Origin of the sequence: Rahnella sp. PAMC25559 (assembly GCF_050632365.1) — a bacterium.
GTDB lineage: Bacteria > Pseudomonadota > Gammaproteobacteria > Enterobacterales > Enterobacteriaceae > Rahnella > Rahnella rivi.
Genome location: NZ_CP192543.1, coordinates 464759 through 482911, shown reverse-complemented (window position 1 = coordinate 482911; position 18153 = coordinate 464759). Strand labels below are relative to the sequence as shown.

Genomic DNA, 18153 nt, shown 5'->3' with positions numbered 1-18153 from the left:
TAACTGACGGCATGAAGAAGAACCGCGCGTTTTTGAAGTGGGCTGGCGGCAAATACCCGCTGATTGATGACATTAAACGTCATCTTCCGGCGGGAGATTGTCTGATTGAGCCTTTTGTTGGCGCGGGCTCGGTATTTTTGAATACTGAGTATGACGCCTACATTCTGGCGGATATCAACAGCGACCTGATCAACCTCTATAACATTGTGAAACTCCGCACAGACGAATTTGTGCGTGATGCCCGTGTGCTTTTCACGCCTGAGTATAATGATTCAGATCGTTTTTACGTCCTGAGGGCTGAGTTCAATGCCAGCAGCGACCCTTATCGTCGTTCGGTACTTTTCCTCTATTTGAACCGCCATTGTTACAACGGCCTGTGTCGCTATAACCTCAGCGGAGCGTTTAACGTGCCTTTTGGCCGTTATAAAAAACCGTATTTCCCGGAAGAAGAACTCCACTGGTTTGCTGAAAAAGCCAAAAATGCGGTTTTCGTGTGCGAGCATTATCAGGACACGTTGCTGAAAGCGGAGTCTGGCTCGGTGGTTTATTGCGATCCACCTTATGCGCCACTTTCTGCTACTGCGAATTTTACGGCGTATCACACCAACAGCTTTAGCATGGACGATCAGCGCAATCTGGCGCGTCTGGCGCAGCAGCTCTCTAATGAGAATGCGGTACCGGTGCTGATCTCCAACCACGAAACACCACTTACGCTGGAATGGTACGCAGAAGCGGAACTGCATCGCGTCTCTGCGCGTCGTACTATCAGCAGCAATGTTGCTCAACGCAGCAAAGTGAACGAACTTTTAGCGCTGTATCGCTGATTGCCGGTTTGCGCCGCAGTCAACAGGTAACCTTATCGTTTGGAGAAGCGGATGAAACAGTTTTTGATTGCACCATCGATTCTGTCTGCTGACTTTGCCCGTCTGGGTGAAGACACGGCAAAGGCACTGGCTGCGGGTGGAGACGTCGTACATTTCGATGTAATGGATAACCACTACGTACCGAATTTAACGATGGGGCCTGCGATCCTCAAAGCACTGCGCGATTACGGCATCACAGCACCGATCGATGTTCATCTGATGGTAAAACCGGTGGATCGTCTGGTGCCTGATTTTGCTGAAGCGGGCGCGACGTACATTACTTTCCATCCGGAAGCCTCTGAGCACGTTGACCGCACTTTGCAACTGATCAAAAGCCACGGCTGTAAAGCCGGTCTGGTCTTTAATCCGGCCACCTCGCTGAGCTATCTCGACTACGTGATGGATAAACTGGATGTGATCCTGCTGATGTCGGTCAACCCCGGCTTTGGCGGTCAGTCCTTTATTCCGGGCACGCTGGATAAACTGCGTCAGGTGCGCAAGATTATTGATGCGAGCGGTTACGACATTCGACTGGAAGTGGATGGCGGCGTGAAAGCGGAAAATATCCGTGAGATTGCTGCTGCGGGCGCCGACATGTTTGTCGCCGGTTCAGCCATTTTCAATCAGCCGGATTACGGCACCGTCATTGACCACATGCGCAGCGAGCTGGCGAAGGTTTCCCATGACTGACACTCTGGCTGCGCGTGGTCTGGCATTTGATTTAGACGGCACGCTGGTCGACAGCGCGCCGGGTCTGGCCGAGGCCGTGGATCTGGCGTTACGTGATGTCGGTTTACCGGCCGCTGGCGTTGCGCGCCTCAGCACCTGGATCGGCAACGGTGCCGACGTCATGGTTGAACGCGCCGTCCGCTGGGCCGAAGGCGATATGTCGCCAGAATTTCTGCAGAACGTGCGTAATAAATTTGATCACTATTATGCCGGTACCGCCGCAGGCGGCAGCCGTTTATACCCTCAGGTCAAAGAGACGCTGGCCGCACTGGCCGCGGCGGGGCTGCCAATGGGGCTGGTGACCAATAAACCGACGCCTTTCATCGCGCCTTTGCTGCAATCGCTGGGTATCGACAGTTATTTCACCGTCGTGATTGGCGGCGATGACGTCGTGGCAAAAAAACCGCATCCGGCGCCGGTCTATATGACCCTGGCGTTGCTCGGACTGCGTGCCAGTGAAATGGTGTTTGTCGGTGATTCACGCAATGATATTCATGCTGCACAGGCCGCTGGCTGCCCGTGCGTCGGCATGACATACGGTTATAACTACGGTGAAACTATCGCGCTGACCAAACCCGATCGCGTACTGGAGAATTTCGCCGACCTTCTGCCCACCTTGGGGCTGTCATCTTTAAAAGATCAGGAAGCATAAAATGAGTAAACCCATCGTATTTAGTGGCGCACAGCCCTCCGGCGAATTGACCATTGGCAACTACATGGGTGCGCTGCGTCAGTGGGTCAAAATGCAGGACGATTACGAATGCATTTACTGCATCGTCGATTTGCATGCGATCACCGTGCGCCAGGATGCGGAAAAGCTGCGTAAAGCAACGCTCGACACGCTGGCACTGTATCTGGCCGTCGGTATTGATCCGAAGAAAAGCACGATCTTCGTGCAGTCTCATGTTCCTGAACATACGCAACTGAGCTGGGCGCTGAACTGCTACACCTATTTCGGTGAACTGGGTCGCATGACGCAGTTTAAAGATAAATCAGCGCGTTACGAGACGTCCAACAGCGAAAGTATCACCGCCGGACTGTTCGATTATCCGGTGCTGATGGCGGCCGATATTCTGCTGTACCAGACCAATCAGGTGCCGGTCGGTGAAGACCAGAAACAGCATCTGGAACTGAGCCGCGATATCGCCAGCCGTTTCAACGCGATTTACGGTGACGTGTTTACCGTGCCTGAGCCGTTCATTCCTAAATCCGGTGCACGTGTGATGTCATTGCAGGAACCGACCAAGAAGATGTCCAAGTCGGATGACAACCGTAAAAACGTGATTGGCCTGCTGGAAGATCCGAAAGCGGTCACCAAGAAAATCAAAAGCGCGATGACGGATTCCGAAGAGCCACCGGTCATCCGTTACGACATTAAAAATAAGCCGGGCGTTTCAAACCTGCTGGATATCCTTTCCGGTGTCACCGGCAAAGCGATTCCAGAGCTGGAAGCTGAATTTGAAGGCCAGATGTATGGTCATCTGAAAGGTGCGGTGGCCGAAGCTGTTTCAGGCATGCTGACCGACGTGCAAGAGCGTTTTAACCGCTTCCGCAGCGACGAAGCTTACCTGCAAGAGGTGATGAAAGAAGGTGCTGAGAAAGCCCGCGCCCGTGCCAGCGTGACGCTGAAGAAAGCTTATGAAGCGATTGGTTTTGTTACGCTGCCATAATCCCTGACTTCGCGGTGAACACAAAAACCACGTCTGCCTGACGTGGTTTTTTGCTTTCAACACCTTACAACATCGGTGAAAGATGCAGCCAACGTTGCGCTGGCTTGTCAGTTCTGCGTTTCACTGGCAAACCAGTTCAGTTTTTCCCGCAGGCTTACCACGCTACCAACGATGATCAGGCTCGGGCTTTGCACCTGTTTTGCCAGATTGCCCAGTTCAGTCAGCACGCCGGTCACGACCCGCTGCTGCTGGCTGGTGCCGTTTTCCACCAAGGCGACGGGCGTTTCTGCGGCCAGACCATTTTCCAGTAAACGGCGCTGTATTTCACCGGCCTGCGTCAGCCCCATATAAAACACCAGCGTTTGCTGGCTTTGCGCCATGCAGGCCCAGTCCAGAATGCCGTCCTGCTTTGCATGACCGGTGATCAGCCGCACACTTTGCGCGTGGTCACGGTGAGTCAGCGGAATGCCGCTGTAGGCTGAACAACCGGAAGCCGCCGTGATGCCCGGCACCACGGAAAACGCGATTCCCGCGGCTTTCAGTGCTTCCAGTTCCTCGCCGCCACGGCCAAAGATGAACGGATCCCCGCCTTTTAACCGGACAACGCGTTTGCCCATCTGCGCCTGCTCCAGCAGGATTTCATTGATACGCTCCTGCGGCACGCAGTGGTGTCCGGCACGCTTGCCGACGAAAATCCGCTCGGCGTCACGGCGCACCAGATTCAGCACGCCATCGGAAACCAGCCGGTCGTAAACCACCACGTCGGCCAGCTGCATTTGCTGCAAGCCTTTGAGCGTCAGTAATCCGGCGTCGCCTGGCCCGGCGCCCACCAGAACCACTTCGCCGTGTTTATCTACCGGTTCGCTAAACAGCTCTTCGATAAATTGCGCGCTTTGTGCTTCATCGTTGTTGGCCAGAGACTGCGCCAGACGATGATGATTAAACAACTTTTCCCACCAGCGGCGGCGTTCGGACATCTCGCTGAACTGGTTTTTGACCCGTGCGCGTAATCCGCCCGCTACCTGCGCCAGTTTGCCCAGATGCAGCGGCAGTATAGCCTCCAGACGCTCACGCAGCAGGCGCGCCAGCACCGGCGCATTACCGCCGGAGGAGACGGCAATCATCAGCGGCGAACGGTCGATAATCGACGGCATGATCACGCTGGCACGTTCCGGGGCATCCACCACGTTACAGAACACGCGACGGTGTTCGGCGGCGTCACTGACTTCCTGATTCACCAGATCGGAATCGGTGGCGGCCACGACCAGCCATTTTTCATCCACCACCAGCGGGGAGAATTCGCCGCGCAACAGGCGGACTTTGCCTTCATCAGCCCAGATCTGAAATTGCGGTGTAAAGGTGAGGGCGTTTACCGTCAGTTTTGCACCGGCTTCCAGCAGCAGGCGGGCTTTACGTTCCGCCACGTCACCGGCACCAACCAGCAAACAGGCTCTGTTTTTTAACTGACAAAAGAGGGGCAGGTAATCCATGGGCGCTTCTCTATCAAACGGATGTGGCGAAACAGATAAAAACGCCGCCCGGAGGCGGCGTGGACGGTGCGGAGTTTAACAGCGCTCAGCCTGAAGACGGGCGGTATTGATTTCCACATTCCCGTCGCGCACGCGCACGTCATAGGCCGGGATCGAATACTGATCGTCTTCCATGCACAAGCCATCGCTCAGGCGAAAATGCTGTTTTTTCAGCGGGCTTGCCACCCACAGCTCGCCCTGATGCTCCGCGATAATTCCGCGTGACAGCACACTGGCCTGCGCAAACGGGTCGAGGTTCGACAGGGCAAAGATCTGCTCGTCAGCGTAAGGGCGGAACAGGGCAACCTGTTGATCGCCCGCGATCGCGCAGACGCCACAACCCGGTAAGATCTGCTCAACAGAACAAAGCGTTAACCACTGGCTCATAATACTTCCTCCCCGTCGGCGAGTTGTTTCACCGGGATACGTTCGTCAGGCCGCGCCGGACGATGTTGCTGACGTTCACCGACGAACTGCACGTTCGGGTCACGCTGGCTGCTGTTGATAAAGTGGCTAAAGCGGGTTTGCGCCGCCGGGTCGTTCAGCGTTTCCTGCCATTCACATACGGCTGAATCACGCAGGCGTGTCAGCTCGGCTTCCAGCTGATCGTTCAGGCCCAGTTTGTTGTCGATGATGACTTTACGCAGGTAAACAATTCCGCCTTCAAGGTTGTCCATCCAGACCGAGGTGCGTTGCAGCTTATCGGCGGTGCGGATGTAGAACATCATGAAGCGGTCGAGATAACGCAGCAGAGTCTCGTTATCCAGATCGGCTGCCAGCAAATCACCGTGGCGCGGTTTCATGCCGCCGTTGCCGCAGACATACAGGTTCCAGCCGTTTTCCGTCGCAATAATCCCGACGTCTTTGCCCTGGGCTTCAGAACATTCACGGGTACAGCCGGAAACGCCGAATTTCATCTTGTGCGGCGTACGGATGCCTTTGTAACGGTGTTCCAGGCTGATGCCGAAACCGAGGCTGTCGCCGACGCCGTAACGGCACCAGGTGCTGCCGACGCAGGTTTTCGCCATGCGCAGTGCTTTGGCGTAAGCCTGGCCGGTTTCGAACCCGGCGTTAATCAGTTTCTGCCAGATGGCTGGCAAATCGTCTTTTTGCGCGCCGAACATCCCGATGCGCTGCGAGCCGGTGATTTTGGTGTAAAGATTGTACTCCGCCGCGATTTCGCCAATTGCCTGCAAACCTTGTGGTGTGATTTCACCGCCCGGTGAACGAGGAATGACGGAATAAGTGCCGTCTTTCTGCATGTTGGCGAGGAACACGTCGTTGGTGTCCTGCAGCGGCGTGTGCTGTGCTTTAAGCACGTAATCATTCCAGCAGGAAGCCAGCAGCGAGCCGACGGTCGGTTTACAGACTTCGCAGCCGTAGCCTTTGCCATATTTATTCAGTAAATCGTCGAACGAACGGATGCCTTCGACGCGGATCAGGTGATACAGCTCCTGACGTGAATACGCGAAGTGTTCGCACAGGTGATGATTCACTTCGATGCCTTGCTTACTCAGTTCAGCATTCAGCACCTGAGTGACCAGCGGAATACACCCGCCGCAGCCGGTCCCGGCTTTGGTGGCCGATTTCAGGGCTGCTACGGTGTGGCAGCCGCCCTGAACCGCCTTGATGATGTCGCCTTTCGTGACGTCGAAGCAGGAGCAGATTTGCGCGCTTTCCGGCAGGGCATCGGTGCCGATTACCGCGCCGCCGCTGCCTGCGTGGGCGGGCAGGATCAGTGCATCCGGGTTTTCCGGCAGCGGAATGTTGTTCAGCACCAGTTGCAGCAGATTGCCATAATCGCTGGTATCGCCCACCAGCACAGCGCCGAGCAGCGTTTTATTGTCTTCACTGACCACCAGACGCTTATACAGCGCCTTGTTCTCGTCGAGGTACACATAGCTGCGTGCCCCCGGCGTGCGGGCGTGTGCGTCGCCAATACCGGCCACATCGACGCCTAACAGTTTCAGTTTGGCGCTCATGTCTGCGCCGGTGAACGCGTTTTCGCGACCCAGCAAATGGTCGGCGGTGACTTGCGCCATTTTGTAGCCCGGCGCCACCAGGCCGAAAGTCCGCTGATTCCACGACGCACATTCGCCGATGGCGTACACGTCCGGATCGCTGGTCTGGCACTGGTCGTTAATCACAATGCCACCGCGCTGGGCGATCTCTAAATCGCACTGGCGCGCCAGTTTGTCCTGCGGGCGGATACCGGTGGAGAACACGATAAAATCGACTTCGAGGAAGGTGCCGTCGGCAAACTCCATCGTCTTACGGGCGGCGGTGCCACCCTGAACAATCTGTTTGGTATTTTTTGCGGTGTGGACGCGTACGCCCATGCTTTCGATTTTCTGGCGCAGCTGACTGCCGCCCATCACATCGAGCTGTTCAGCCATCAGGCCGGGGGCGAATTCGACCACGTGGGTTTCCACGCCGAGGTTTTTCAAGGCGCCGGCGGCTTCGAGGCCGAGCAAACCGCCGCCGACCACGGCGCCGCGTTTACTGCGACGGGCGCAGGATTCGATAGCGTGTAAATCTTCAATGGTGCGGTAAACGAAGCAATCCTGGCCGTCGGAACCGAGGATAGGAGGCACCCACGGGTAGGAGCCTGTCGCGATAATCAGTTTGTCGTAAACCACCGTGCGACCGCTGCTGGAGTGGATCACTTTCTCTTTGCGGTTCAGCGTGATGGCGCGTTCGCCAATCAGCACATTGACGTTATGCTTCTCGTAGAACCCTTCGCGTACCAGTGACAACTCTTCGGCGGTATGGTGGGAGAAATAGGAGGAGAGATGGACGCGGTCATAGGCCACGCGCGGTTCTTCACAAAATACCGTGATCTCGAACTGGCCCGGCTCTGCTTTATCCAGTAAGTCTTCGATAAAGCGATGGCCGACCATGCCGTTACCAATAATCGCGAGTCTGACTTTGCTCATAATTGCCTCAATTTTGATTTTCTAAGGCTAAACATAACGCGCGCGTAACAGGGGGTATTGATGCAAATCAAGCCGCTCCCAATATACTCCTTAGGTAGTATTTGTCTGATTTTGTTAGGTTTTTATGTAACCTTTCGATTTATAAACAGTTTCGGGCTATTGTTCTGTTATTGCATTTCCTCAAACACTTTCTGAAACCACGAGGTAGAGCGTGACGAAAACCCCTTTGCGTACCATTAAAAATGTCCGGATGCCTGACCGCGAAGGTCTGTGGCAGATCGATATCGAAGACGGCGTTGTTCGCCAGATTATTTCCCAGCCTGACAGTGACGCGCAGGGTGAGCACATCCTGGATGCGCAGGGTGGTCTGGCAATCCCGCCGTTTATCGAGCCGCATATCCATCTCGACACCACACAAACCGCCGGTCAGCCCGCGTGGAATCAGTCTGGTACGCTGTTTGAAGGGATTGAACGCTGGGCAGAGCGTAAGGCGCTGCTTTCGCATGAGGACGTCAAACAACGCGCCTGGCAGACGCTGAAGTGGCAGATCGCTAACGGCATCCAGCATGTGCGCACACACGTGGACGTGTCCGATCCGACGCTCACCGCGCTCAAAGCCATGCTGGAAGTGAAAGCTGAAGTCGCGCCATGGGTGACGCTGCAAATCGTGGCCTTTCCGCAGGAAGGCATTATGTCCTACCCGAACGGTGAAGCCCTGCTGGAAGAGGCGCTGAAGCTGGGTGCCGACGTCGTCGGGGCTATTCCGCACTTTGAATTCACCCGCGAATACGGCGTGGAATCGCTGCATAAAACCTTCGCGCTGGCGAAAAAATACAACAAGCTTATCGACGTGCATTGCGATGAGATTGACGACGAACAATCGCGCTTTGTGGAAACCGTCGCCGCCCTGGCGTTACGTGAAAACATGGGCGAACGCGTGACCGCCAGCCACACCACCGCGATGCACTCTTACAACGGCGCATACACCTCGCGTCTGTTCCGTTTGCTGAAAATGTCAGGTATCAACTTTGTTGCCAATCCGCTGGTGAATATCCACCTGCAGGGCCGGTTCGATACTTACCCTAAACGGCGCGGTATCACGCGGGTGAAAGAGATGCTGGAGGCGGGGATTAACGTCTGTTTCGGCCACGATGATGTGTTTGACCCGTGGTATCCGCTGGGCACCGCCAATATGTTGCAGGTGCTGCATATGGGGCTGCACGTTTGCCAGCTGATGGGCTACCAGCAAATTGACGACGGCCTGAAGCTCATCACCACCTACAGCGCCCGTACCATGAATTTGCAAGGCTACGACCTGAAGGCAGGCAATGCGGCGAGCCTGGTTATTTTAGCGGCGGAGAGTGGTTTCGATGCCGTGCGCCGCCAGACGCCGGTGCGGTTCTCTGTTCGTCAGGGCGTGGTGATTGCGCAAACTCAGCCTGCACAAACCCTCATTCATCTTGAGCAAGATTATCCCGTAGATTTCAACAGTTAAACGCGCGAAAAATCTTATGTAATATTTTGAAATAACTGAATAATTAGCCTTGAGCGTAAATAAAGGTAAAGGTCTGGCGCTGAGCGTAAAGGCTCTTTAGAATCAGTAAGATCTGCTGTTTGTATTCACGAGAAAGGAACCGTCATGTTTAAACGTACTTTAGTGGCCTTAACTGCGCTGCTATCCCTGACTGCTGTGTCGCCAGTTTTTGCTGCCGGTGAAACTCACGTAATGCTGACGACTTCAGCAGGGAATATCGAACTGGAACTCGACAGTGCGAAAGCACCGGTTTCTGTGAAGAATTTTGTTGATTACGCCCAGAGCGGTTTCTATAACAACACCGTATTCCATCGCGTAATCCCAGGTTTTATGGTGCAGGGCGGCGGCTTCTCCGCGGACATGCAGCAGAAAGCCACCAAAGCGCCTATCAAGAACGAAGCGGATAACGGCCTGCGTAACCTGCGCGGCACCGTCGCGATGGCGCGTACAGCCGATAAAGACAGCGCCACCAGCCAGTTCTTCATCAACGTGGCAGACAACGCCTTCCTCGATCACGGCCAGCGTGATTTCGGTTACGCCGTTTTCGGTAAAGTCGTCAAAGGGATGGATATCGTAGACAAGATGTCTCAGGTCAAAACCGACAACGTCGGCCCGTACCAGAACGTCCCGACAACGCCTATCGTGATCTTGTCTGCGAAAGTGCTGCCATAAGCTTTATTTCCGACCCTTTTGTTCCTTTCTATAAAGCCTCCGGATCCGGGGGCTTTTTCATGTCCATTTCTTGACGCCCATCCCGCTGACGAATAGGTTTTAATAAACGCCCCGCGCCCACGTCAAGGATAATGAAATGAGTGAAGCCCGTCTGATTGCGAAAGCCATGAGTGAAGGTCAACCGGTACAGGATCTGGTGATCCTGCCTGCGCTGGCGAACCGGCATGGTCTGATTACCGGCGCGACCGGCACCGGTAAAACCGTCACGCTGCAACGCATGGCCGAGCAGTTTTCGCGCATCGGCATTCCGGTTTTTCTGGCCGATGTGAAAGGGGATCTATCAGGGATTGGCGCCGCAGGTGTGCCGTCGGAAAAACTCACCGCGCGGCTGAATAACATCGGCGTGACCGACTGGCAGCCGCAGGCGTGCAGCATTATTCCATGGGATATTTTTGGCGAAAAAGGCCATCCGATCCGTGCCACGGTTTCAGATCTCGGCCCGCTGTTGCTGGCGCGTTTGTTGGACCTTAATGAGGTGCAGAGCGGCGTATTGCAGCTGGTGTTTAAGATTGCCGACGACAACGGCCTGTTGCTGCTCGACATGAAAGATTTGCGTGCCATGGTGCAGTTCGCCGGCGAGAACGCGAAACAGTTCCAGACGCAGTACGGCAATATTTCCACAGCGTCCATCGGGGCTATCCAGCGCGGGCTGCTGACGCTGGAAGGTCAGGGCGCCAACCAGTTCTTCGGCGAGCCGATGCTGGAGATCAATGATCTGATGAAAACCGATAAAAACGGCCACGGTGTGATCAATCTGCTGGCGGCGGACAAGCTGATTAATCAGCCGAAACTCTACTCGGTTTTTCTGTTGTGGCTGCTGGCCGAGCTGTTCGAACATCTGCCTGAAGTGGGCGATCCGGAACAGCCGAAGCTGGTGTTTTTCTTTGATGAAGCGCATCTGCTGTTCAATGACGCGCCGCAGGCATTGCTGACCAAAATCGAGCAGGTGGTGCGTCTGATCCGCTCGAAAGGCGTCGGGATTTACTTCGTCACGCAGAATCCGCTGGATATTCCAGACAGCGTGCTCGGGCAGCTCGGCAACCGTGTGCAGCATGCCCTGCGCGCCTTTACGCCGCGTGACCAGAAAGCGGTGAAGGCGGCGGCACAAACGCTGCGCGCCAATCCGGCGTTTGATGCTGAAACGGCAATTACCGAACTGGGCGTGGGCGAAGCGCTGGTGTCATTCCTGGATGAAAAAGGGCGTCCTGAGGTGGTGCAGCGGGCGATGGTGATCGCGCCGGAATCTAAAATGGGCATGCTGGGCGATGACGAACGCAATAAAGCCATCAATCAGTCGCCGCTGTATGGCCGCTACGAAGACAGCATTGACCGGGAATCTGCTTACGAAAAAATCACCGCACAGGGCTTTGGCACGGTCGCCACGCCGCAATCAACCGCCTCCGCCAAACCTGCGGCGGAAGGTGCTTCCGGCGGCGGGCTGATGGGCGGCCTGAACGATCTGCTGTTCGGCAGCACCGGCCCGCGCGGTGGCAAACGCGACGGCGTGGTGCAGGTGGCGGCGAAAAGTATTGCGCGCGACCTGGGGCGTCAGATTTTACGCGGTGTGCTTGGCTCCATTATGGGGGGCCGTAAAAAGTAACGCTCTTCACTTAACAGGAGTAGCTGAACCGCGTCAGCTTCTCCTGTTCAATTCCCGCCTGACCTCGCATTTTTGAGTGCAACATTCCCTTTGTGACATCTCAATGTGTCGTTCAAAGCACGTTACTGTGGCTGTTTTTGATGAAAAACCCGGCGAAGTGAAGGCTGTCACGTTTTTCACCTGACGGGCTTTGTAGGCTGAATTGCTTTTGGGCTAAATCAATTCAGCAAAAAGGAGTGAATGTGAAAAAATTACTCGTAACCGGGATCGTGATGGGGCTTTTTTCGTGGCAGGCTGCTGCACAAACTATCGTGCTGACGGATGCTGAAGCCGGTACGGAACTGGGAAACTGGAAGACTGACAGCAAAAAGCTGAATCTTGCCGGCGCGGATTTCAGCATCGAACAAAAAGTACTGCATGGCGGCAAACAGGAAGGCTCCAAAGTCATCACTATCACCAGTAAAGGGCTGACAATCGCCCTCAGCCCGACGCGCGGGATGGATTTACTGCACGTCACCGGCGATAACATTCGTTTAGGCTGGGATTCGCCGGTTCAGGAAGTGGTGAACCCGGCGTATATCAATCTGGAAAGCCGCAACGGTGTGGGCTGGCTGGAAGGTTTCAACGAAATGATGGTGCGCTGCGGCTTTGAATGGACCGGCCATCCGGTGACTGCCGACGGTATGATTTACACCTTGCATGGCCGCGCAGGCAATACGCCCGCGTCGAAGGTAGAGATTGAGATTGCCGACAAAGCGCCGTTTGAAATCACCGTACGCGGCCTGCTGAAAGAGAACACGTTTAAGAAAGCCAGGCTCGAAACCTGGACAGAGTTGCGTTACGTGCCGGGCAGCCAGTCCTGGACTATCCATGACACGCTGACCAACGCCTCTGACTATCCGCACGATTATCAGATCATCTATCACAGCAACTTTGGTCAGCCGATCCTTGAACAGGGTGCCCGCTTTATCGCGCCGCTGAAGTCCATTTCACCGTTCAATGACTACGCCAAAAAAGGGCTGACCGACTGGCAAACCTACGCCGGGCCGACCAAAGGCTTCGACGAAATGGTGTTTAACATGGTGCCGCTGGCGGATGCACAGGGCAAAACCGTGGCCGGGGTGGTCAACAAAGCGGGTGATAAAGGCGCCTCGATTGAGTTCAACACCCATCAGTTGCCACTGCTGACGCTGTGGAAAAACACCGACACGTTGAAACAAGGTTACGTCACCGGCATCGAACCGGGCACCAATTACGCCTATCCGGTGACCATCGAACGTAAGCAAGGCCGCGTTAAACAGTTACAGCCGGGTCAGAGCACTGTGTTTGAGCTGAAATACTCACTGCTGCCGGATGCCAAAGCCGTTCAGCAGCTTGAGCAACGGGTGAAAACGTTGCAGGGCGAACAGAAAACGGAGGTCAGCGATCAACCGATCGCCGTTGAATAATCTGAGTTTAGGGCGCCACACGTGGCGCCCTTTTTTCTCTGTCTATACTTAACTCCACAAGGTATGCGCCCTAATGGCTGTGCCAGGGAGGAAACGATGGCGAAGAAAACCACGCTCAGACAGCAGGAAAAACTCTTTCGGGAACGGCAGCGGCAAAACTTTCAGGCCAGCAGCGCGCTGGATGGCCTGCAGGTTGAGGTCGTCACGTTAGATAACGACCAGATTGCACAGCGTCTGGCCGAGCTGAGGGGGCACTATGAACGATAAACTGGTGGCCGGTGCCGACCCTTACTACTATCGCGGCATTAACGTATTGAAAAACAGGCTGGAAATCCGTGAGGCACACCGCCTGCGGGAAGCCGAGCTGGCCTTCACGGCGTTGCGGGCGGCAGTGATGCCCCTCGGCCCTTCGGTCATGGGGCTGCCGCACCTGTGCGCCATCCATCTGTCCCTGTTTCAGGATATCTATCCGTGGGCGGGCGAGTTCCGCGAAATCGATATCTATAAAGACGACACCCAGTTTTGCCATTTCGGCTATATCGAAAAGGAAGGCAATGCGCTGATGCAGGAACTGGAAGACGAAGAGTTTCTCGTCGGCCTGCCGCTTGATCAGTTTGCCGAACGGCTGGCGCATTACTACACCGGACTGAACTTGCTGCATCCTTTCCGCGACGGCAACGGACGCGCACTGAGGATTTTCACCGAGCAGCTGGTTATCCATGCCGGTTATGACATTCAGTGGGCGAATGTTGGAAGGGAGCGGTGGATAGAGGCCAACAAAACTGCCGTGTTTGGCGATGAATCTGATCTGGTGGCGATTTTCAGCACCGTGATCAGCGAAATAGCCGACGACCACTGACTTTCTGCCGGTAAAAACATTCCCAGAAAGTGCTGAAGCCTGTACGGAAAAATGCGTAGAATTGCCCGGTAAATTTTCGACTTTACCGGGAACACTATGCTGCTGCTGATCGACAACTACGACTCCTTCACTTACAACCTCTATCAGTATTTTTGCGAGCTGGGCGCAGAGGTGAAAGTGATGCGTAACGATCAGCTGACCCTCGCCGACATTGAGCAGCTCTCGCCGTCGCATCTGGTGATTTCCCCCGGCCCCTGCACGCCCGATCAGGCCGGGATTTCCCTGAAAGCCATTACGCATTTTTCGACGCGCTTGCCGGTGCTTGGCGTATGCCTGGGGCATCAGGCGATGGCACAGGCATTCGGTGCGAACATCGTGCGCGCCCGTCAGGCGATTCACGGCAAAACGTCTCCCATCCGCCACACCGGCAACAGCGTGTTTAGCGGGCTGAATAACCCGCTGACCGTCACGCGTTATCACTCTCTGGTGATTGCGCCCGACACGCTGCCAGACTGTTTTGATGTCACCGCGTGGACAGAACGTGAAGGCGCCCGCGACGAAATCATGGGCATCATGCACAAAACCCTTCCGCTGCATGGCGTTCAGTTCCATCCGGAAAGCATTCTGAGCGAACAGGGGCACCAGCTTCTGAATAATTTCCTTAAAATCTAATCAGTTAATTCTGCCGAAAAAATTACTTACCCATCAGGTGCGATTACCGTTTGCCTGTTTGTGATTTTTTATGCATATTTTGTGATTATATTTTCATGTTAACGGCAGTGAGGGAAAGGGTTATGGCAGAAAAATCAGCGGTAGACCGGAGCACGTTCGACAAAGTGATTTTGCCGATTTATTCACCTGCTAAATTTATTCCGGTGAAAGGTAAAGGCAGCCGCGTGTGGGATCAGCAGGGCAAAGAGTATGTTGATTTCGCCGGGGGGATTGCCGTGACGGCGCTCGGGCATTGCCATCCCGCACTGGTGAAAGCATTACACGAGCAGGGCGAAACGCTGTGGCACGTGAGCAATGTGTTCACCAACGAACCCGCGTTGCGACTGGCTCAGAAGCTGATCGACGCCACCTTTGCTGACCGCGTATTTTTCGCCAACTCCGGCGCGGAAGCCAACGAAGCGGCCTTTAAACTGGCGCGCTACTACGCCTCGCACCGTCACAGCCCGTACAAAAGTAAGATCATCGCTTTCCATAACGCCTTCCATGGCCGCACGCTGTTCACCGTGTCTGTGGGCGGTCAGCCAAAATACTCCGACGGCTTTGGCCCGAAACCGGCTGATATCGTCCACGTGCCGTTTAACGATCTGGACGCCGTCAAAGCGGTCATCGACGATCACACCTGCGCCATTGTGGTTGAGCCGGTGCAAGGCGAGGGCGGAGTGACGCCTGCCACCCAGGAATTCCTGCAAGGTCTGCGCGAGTTGTGCGACAAACATCAGGCGCTGCTGGTGCTGGACGAAGTACAAAGCGGCATGGGCCGCAGCGGCAAACTCTTCAGCTACATGCATTACGGTGTGACGCCGGACATTCTGACCACCGCCAAAGCGCTGGGCGGCGGCTTCCCGGTTTCAGCGATGCTGGCAACCGAAGACGTGGCCTCCGTGATGGAGCCGGGCAAACACGGCACCACTTACGGCGGTAACCCGCTGGCCTGTGCCGTGGCTGAAGCGGCTCTGGATATCATCAACACCCCGGAAGTGCTGGCGGGTATCGACGAGCGTCGCGAGAAATTCATCAGCGCGCTGGAGGCCATCAACCAGAAATATCACATCTTCAAAGAATTCCGTGGTCAGGGATTACTGATTGGAGCCGAGCTGTCGGATGCCTTCAAAAACCGCGCGGGCGAGTTCCACGCCGCCGCCGCTGAATTCGGCCTCATGATGCTGGTGGCCGGACCGAACGTAATGCGGTTTGCGCCATCGCTGGTTATCGACTTCGCGGATATTGAAGAAGGGATGCAGCGGTTTGAGAAAGCGGTGGGGAAAGTTTGCGGGGGGTGAGCCCTGCTACACCGCTGGTTAACACCGAAATGTACTCAGTCGGTTTTAACCAGCGGCGAGTGCGTGGCCTCCGCACCCGAGAAATCGAAATAGCGCCGGTCAGTTTTAAAAGACCGGCTGGCTGCAAGACAGTAAAAACCGGAATTTGAAAGGGCATTCCCCTTCACGCCTTGCGCGTCAGCCAGATCCCATGATGCGGCCTCTGCTTCCACGCCAGTGACGAAATCGTATGCATCACGCTGAGATGCGAAATTACGCGTCGCAGGTGGCGTTCCATCTCGGTCAGCGGCATATCCGGGTGCAGTTCAGGCGCATTGAACAGAGTGTTCTCGCTGCCCGGCCCGTCGTAGAGCAAACGTTGCTGACAGCTTTGCAGCGCGATTTCGCAGGTCTGTAAATACTCCGTCGCCAGTTTTTCCGGCAGCATGTAATGCTCGCGGGCGAGAATGGTCATCGCGTTAATATGCTCGACCACAAACTGGCTGTGCGTTACCCACAAACGCATATCCGTCAGGTAATGCGAGTTAAACCCCGGTTCCTGCATCGCCTGATTCAGCGAGGTAAACAGCTTGTTGTGGGCCTGATTGACCTGCATTCGGGCGTACGCCAGTTTGGCGGTATCCGGATTATCCTGCAGTAACAACCGGATCGCCTCCTGATCGGCTTCCAGCGCCTGATGGGCATTTTGTCGCAGCAATCCGCTTTGCCACTGAGGCCACAGCCAGATCGTACCGCCGAAGGCGAGGGCGCAGCCGATCAGGGTATCGATAAGCCGGGGCACCAGAAAATGCACGCCATTCATCGCCAGAAGCTGGAGCGTATACACCGCCGTCACCGTCATACCCACCATCGCCAGCCCGTAGTTTTTCCGCAACACCGTGTACGATATCAGCGTAATCAGTAGCATACACAGCAGCGTGACGCCCTCGGGCAGCTCCAGTTTCAGCAGGGCAGCGGCGATCAGCAATCCCGCCAGCGTGCCGAGCGCACGGTGCTGAATGCGCACGCGGGTGGCGTTATAACCGTTCTGACTGACCAGCATGATGGTCAGCAAAATCCAGTAAGGTTTCGGCAGATTGAAGAACAACCCGAGGCTGCTGCCTAAAGCCAGAATAATGCCGAGACGTGCGGCATTGCGCAGGGCAATGGATTTAAAGGACAAATAGCTTTTCAGTGCGGGCCAGAAAGGCAGGCGCGGCTGAGTATTCATCAGATCGCGCCGGTACAGTGGCCTCTGGGTACGCAGCAGGCGTGCGATGCGGCTGAAATGGTAATAACAGAACTGGCCGACCGGATTATCCGGATTGCGTGCGGCAATTTTCTCCAACGCCGCCAGTTCGTTCGCCATGGTAAAACGCCCGGAAAGACGGTGGTAAAGAATGTCGTCAGCAATCACCCGCAGACGGGCTGAAATCACCTGAGCATTACGGCGGATCACCGCTTCCGCATGGCTCTCTTCCACCAGTTTTTGCACTTCTTCTGGCTGATGCAGGCTGACGGTAATGTGCTCCTGCAAATCCAGCGCCACCTGAAAACGCTGAAACAGCCGCTTGTAGTGATGATGATGTCCGTGCTGCGGCAGCATGTGCAGCTGCTGATAAAGCAGGGCGATAAGATCGATGACCTGTTGCTGGCGCTTGAGCAGCGGCGGCAACGCGGTTTCAGGGTCTGTATGCTGCGTCAGCAGGCTGTATTTGGCTTCGAAATAATCCGCCAGTTGCAAATAGAGCTGACTGAGGGTTTCGCGCATCGGTTGTTCTTTTGATATGCGAAACCACGCCCAGTTAAACAGGCCGTACCAGGCGGTGCCTGCGGCAAACAGCGCGGGTGCCTGCCACATCGGCCTGACGCCCACCATGCTCAGGGTAAAGATGGTCGCCACTAAGGCACCGGGCAACAGACGCGCATGGAGCGGGCTGATTTCGCCGGTGACGCCAAGTAATAATGCCAGCGACAGCATGATCAGCGGCAGCGGGAGGTGCCACCCGGTCAGCATCACTTGCAGCAGAATGCTGCCCAGCGCAAACAGAGCACCACCAATAATGAGACGTTTGAAAAAGCGTTTGTGGGGAGTATCAAGACCGGCGACGTTACAGCAGGCAGGGCAGAGGGAAAACAACAGGCCCATTTGCAGATTCCCAAACAGCCAGCAGAGGCCGACCGGCAGACATAACACCAGCGTCTGACGCAGTGCATAGTTCACTTCGGGATGATAAAACAGCCTTCGCCATAGCGTCATGG

At 55.5% G+C, this 18153-nt stretch carries 16 protein-coding genes; 12 read left to right on the top strand and 4 right to left on the bottom strand.

Translation table 11 applies throughout. The annotated features are described in order from the left end of the window. Positions 1 to 11 precede the first annotated feature (11 nt). Genes dam through trpS form a run of 4 tightly spaced genes read left to right on the top strand, consistent with a single transcriptional unit; the run spans position 12 to position 3262 of the window. Positions 12 to 824, top strand: a complete 813-nt coding sequence (dam, locus tag ACQZQY_RS03640) for an adenine-specific DNA-methyltransferase (RefSeq protein ID WP_056775343.1) — start codon at positions 12 to 14, stop codon at positions 822 to 824. 51 nt (positions 825 to 875) lie between these two features. Then, on the top strand, positions 876 to 1553 hold the full coding sequence (gene rpe, locus ACQZQY_RS03635) for a ribulose-phosphate 3-epimerase (RefSeq protein WP_122097303.1): 678 nt from the start codon (positions 876 to 878) through the stop codon (positions 1551 to 1553). Then, positions 1546 to 2244 carry a phosphoglycolate phosphatase gene (locus tag ACQZQY_RS03630; RefSeq protein ID WP_122097304.1) on the top strand — a complete coding sequence of 233 codons (699 nt, stop codon included), beginning with the start codon at positions 1546 to 1548 and terminating at the stop codon, positions 2242 to 2244. The genes rpe and ACQZQY_RS03630 overlap by 8 nt, the downstream gene beginning before the upstream one ends. A 1-nt stretch (position 2245) precedes the next feature. After that, positions 2246 to 3262, top strand: a complete 1017-nt coding sequence (trpS, locus tag ACQZQY_RS03625; protein WP_056775333.1) for a tryptophan--tRNA ligase — start codon at positions 2246 to 2248, stop codon at positions 3260 to 3262. A gap of 107 nt (positions 3263 to 3369) precedes the next feature. Here trpS and cysG read toward each other — a convergent pair whose 3' ends face one another. The 3 genes from cysG to nirB form a co-directional block, all read right to left on the bottom strand. Beyond that, a complete protein-coding gene (gene cysG / locus ACQZQY_RS03620) occupies positions 3370 to 4752 on the bottom strand; it encodes a siroheme synthase CysG (RefSeq protein WP_431296618.1) in 1383 nt (460 codons plus the stop codon). A gap of 75 nt (positions 4753 to 4827) precedes the next feature. Then, positions 4828 to 5178: a nitrite reductase small subunit NirD gene (nirD, locus tag ACQZQY_RS03615; protein WP_431296617.1), complete on the bottom strand. Its 351-nt coding sequence runs from the start codon at positions 5176 to 5178 to the stop codon at positions 4828 to 4830. Continuing rightward, positions 5175 to 7727 (bottom strand): nitrite reductase large subunit NirB, encoded by a 2553-nt coding sequence (gene nirB / locus ACQZQY_RS03610; RefSeq protein ID WP_056775326.1) that lies wholly within the window; start codon positions 7725 to 7727, stop codon positions 5175 to 5177. Before nirB ends, nirD begins: the two co-directional genes overlap by 4 nt. A 250-nt stretch (positions 7728 to 7977) precedes the next feature. On the opposite strand from nirB, the gene ACQZQY_RS03605 reads away from it, so the two are divergent. From ACQZQY_RS03605 to argD, 8 genes are all read left to right on the top strand, one after another. Continuing rightward, positions 7978 to 9222 (top strand): cytosine deaminase, encoded by a 1245-nt coding sequence (locus tag ACQZQY_RS03605; protein ID WP_238485063.1) that lies wholly within the window; start codon positions 7978 to 7980, stop codon positions 9220 to 9222. A 144-nt stretch (positions 9223 to 9366) separates the two neighbouring features. Continuing rightward, positions 9367 to 9933 (top strand): peptidylprolyl isomerase A, encoded by a 567-nt coding sequence (gene ppiA, locus ACQZQY_RS03600; RefSeq protein WP_056775319.1) that lies wholly within the window; start codon positions 9367 to 9369, stop codon positions 9931 to 9933. A gap of 136 nt (positions 9934 to 10069) precedes the next feature. Beyond that, positions 10070 to 11593, top strand: coding sequence for a helicase HerA-like domain-containing protein (locus tag ACQZQY_RS03595; protein WP_217202942.1), 1524 nt, complete (start codon positions 10070 to 10072; stop codon positions 11591 to 11593). Positions 11594 to 11835: 242 nt separating this feature from the next. Beyond that, a complete protein-coding gene (locus ACQZQY_RS03590) occupies positions 11836 to 13041 on the top strand; it encodes an aldose 1-epimerase family protein (protein ID WP_431296616.1) in 1206 nt (401 codons plus the stop codon). A gap of 96 nt (positions 13042 to 13137) precedes the next feature. After that, positions 13138 to 13308 (top strand): YhfG family protein, encoded by a 171-nt coding sequence (locus ACQZQY_RS03585; RefSeq protein ID WP_072158094.1) that lies wholly within the window; start codon positions 13138 to 13140, stop codon positions 13306 to 13308. Continuing rightward, entirely contained in the window at positions 13298 to 13900 is a 603-nt protein-coding gene (locus tag ACQZQY_RS03580; RefSeq protein ID WP_122097311.1) for a putative adenosine monophosphate-protein transferase Fic, read from the top strand. The genes ACQZQY_RS03585 and ACQZQY_RS03580 overlap by 11 nt, the downstream gene beginning before the upstream one ends. A 96-nt stretch (positions 13901 to 13996) precedes the next feature. Then, a complete protein-coding gene (locus tag ACQZQY_RS03575) occupies positions 13997 to 14572 on the top strand; it encodes an aminodeoxychorismate synthase component II (RefSeq protein WP_136374712.1) in 576 nt (191 codons plus the stop codon). Positions 14573 to 14694: 122 nt separating this feature from the next. Beyond that, entirely contained in the window at positions 14695 to 15912 is a 1218-nt protein-coding gene (gene argD / locus ACQZQY_RS03570; RefSeq protein WP_056775301.1) for a bifunctional acetylornithine/succinyldiaminopimelate transaminase, read from the top strand. A 163-nt stretch (positions 15913 to 16075) separates the two neighbouring features. Here argD and ACQZQY_RS03565 read toward each other — a convergent pair whose 3' ends face one another. Then, the gene (locus tag ACQZQY_RS03565; protein WP_431296615.1) at positions 16076 to 18151 is read right to left on the bottom strand and encodes a YccS/YhfK family putative transporter; all 2076 of its coding nucleotides are present in this window, start codon (positions 18149 to 18151) and stop codon (positions 16076 to 16078) included. Between the last annotated feature and the right edge of the window lie 2 nt (positions 18152 to 18153).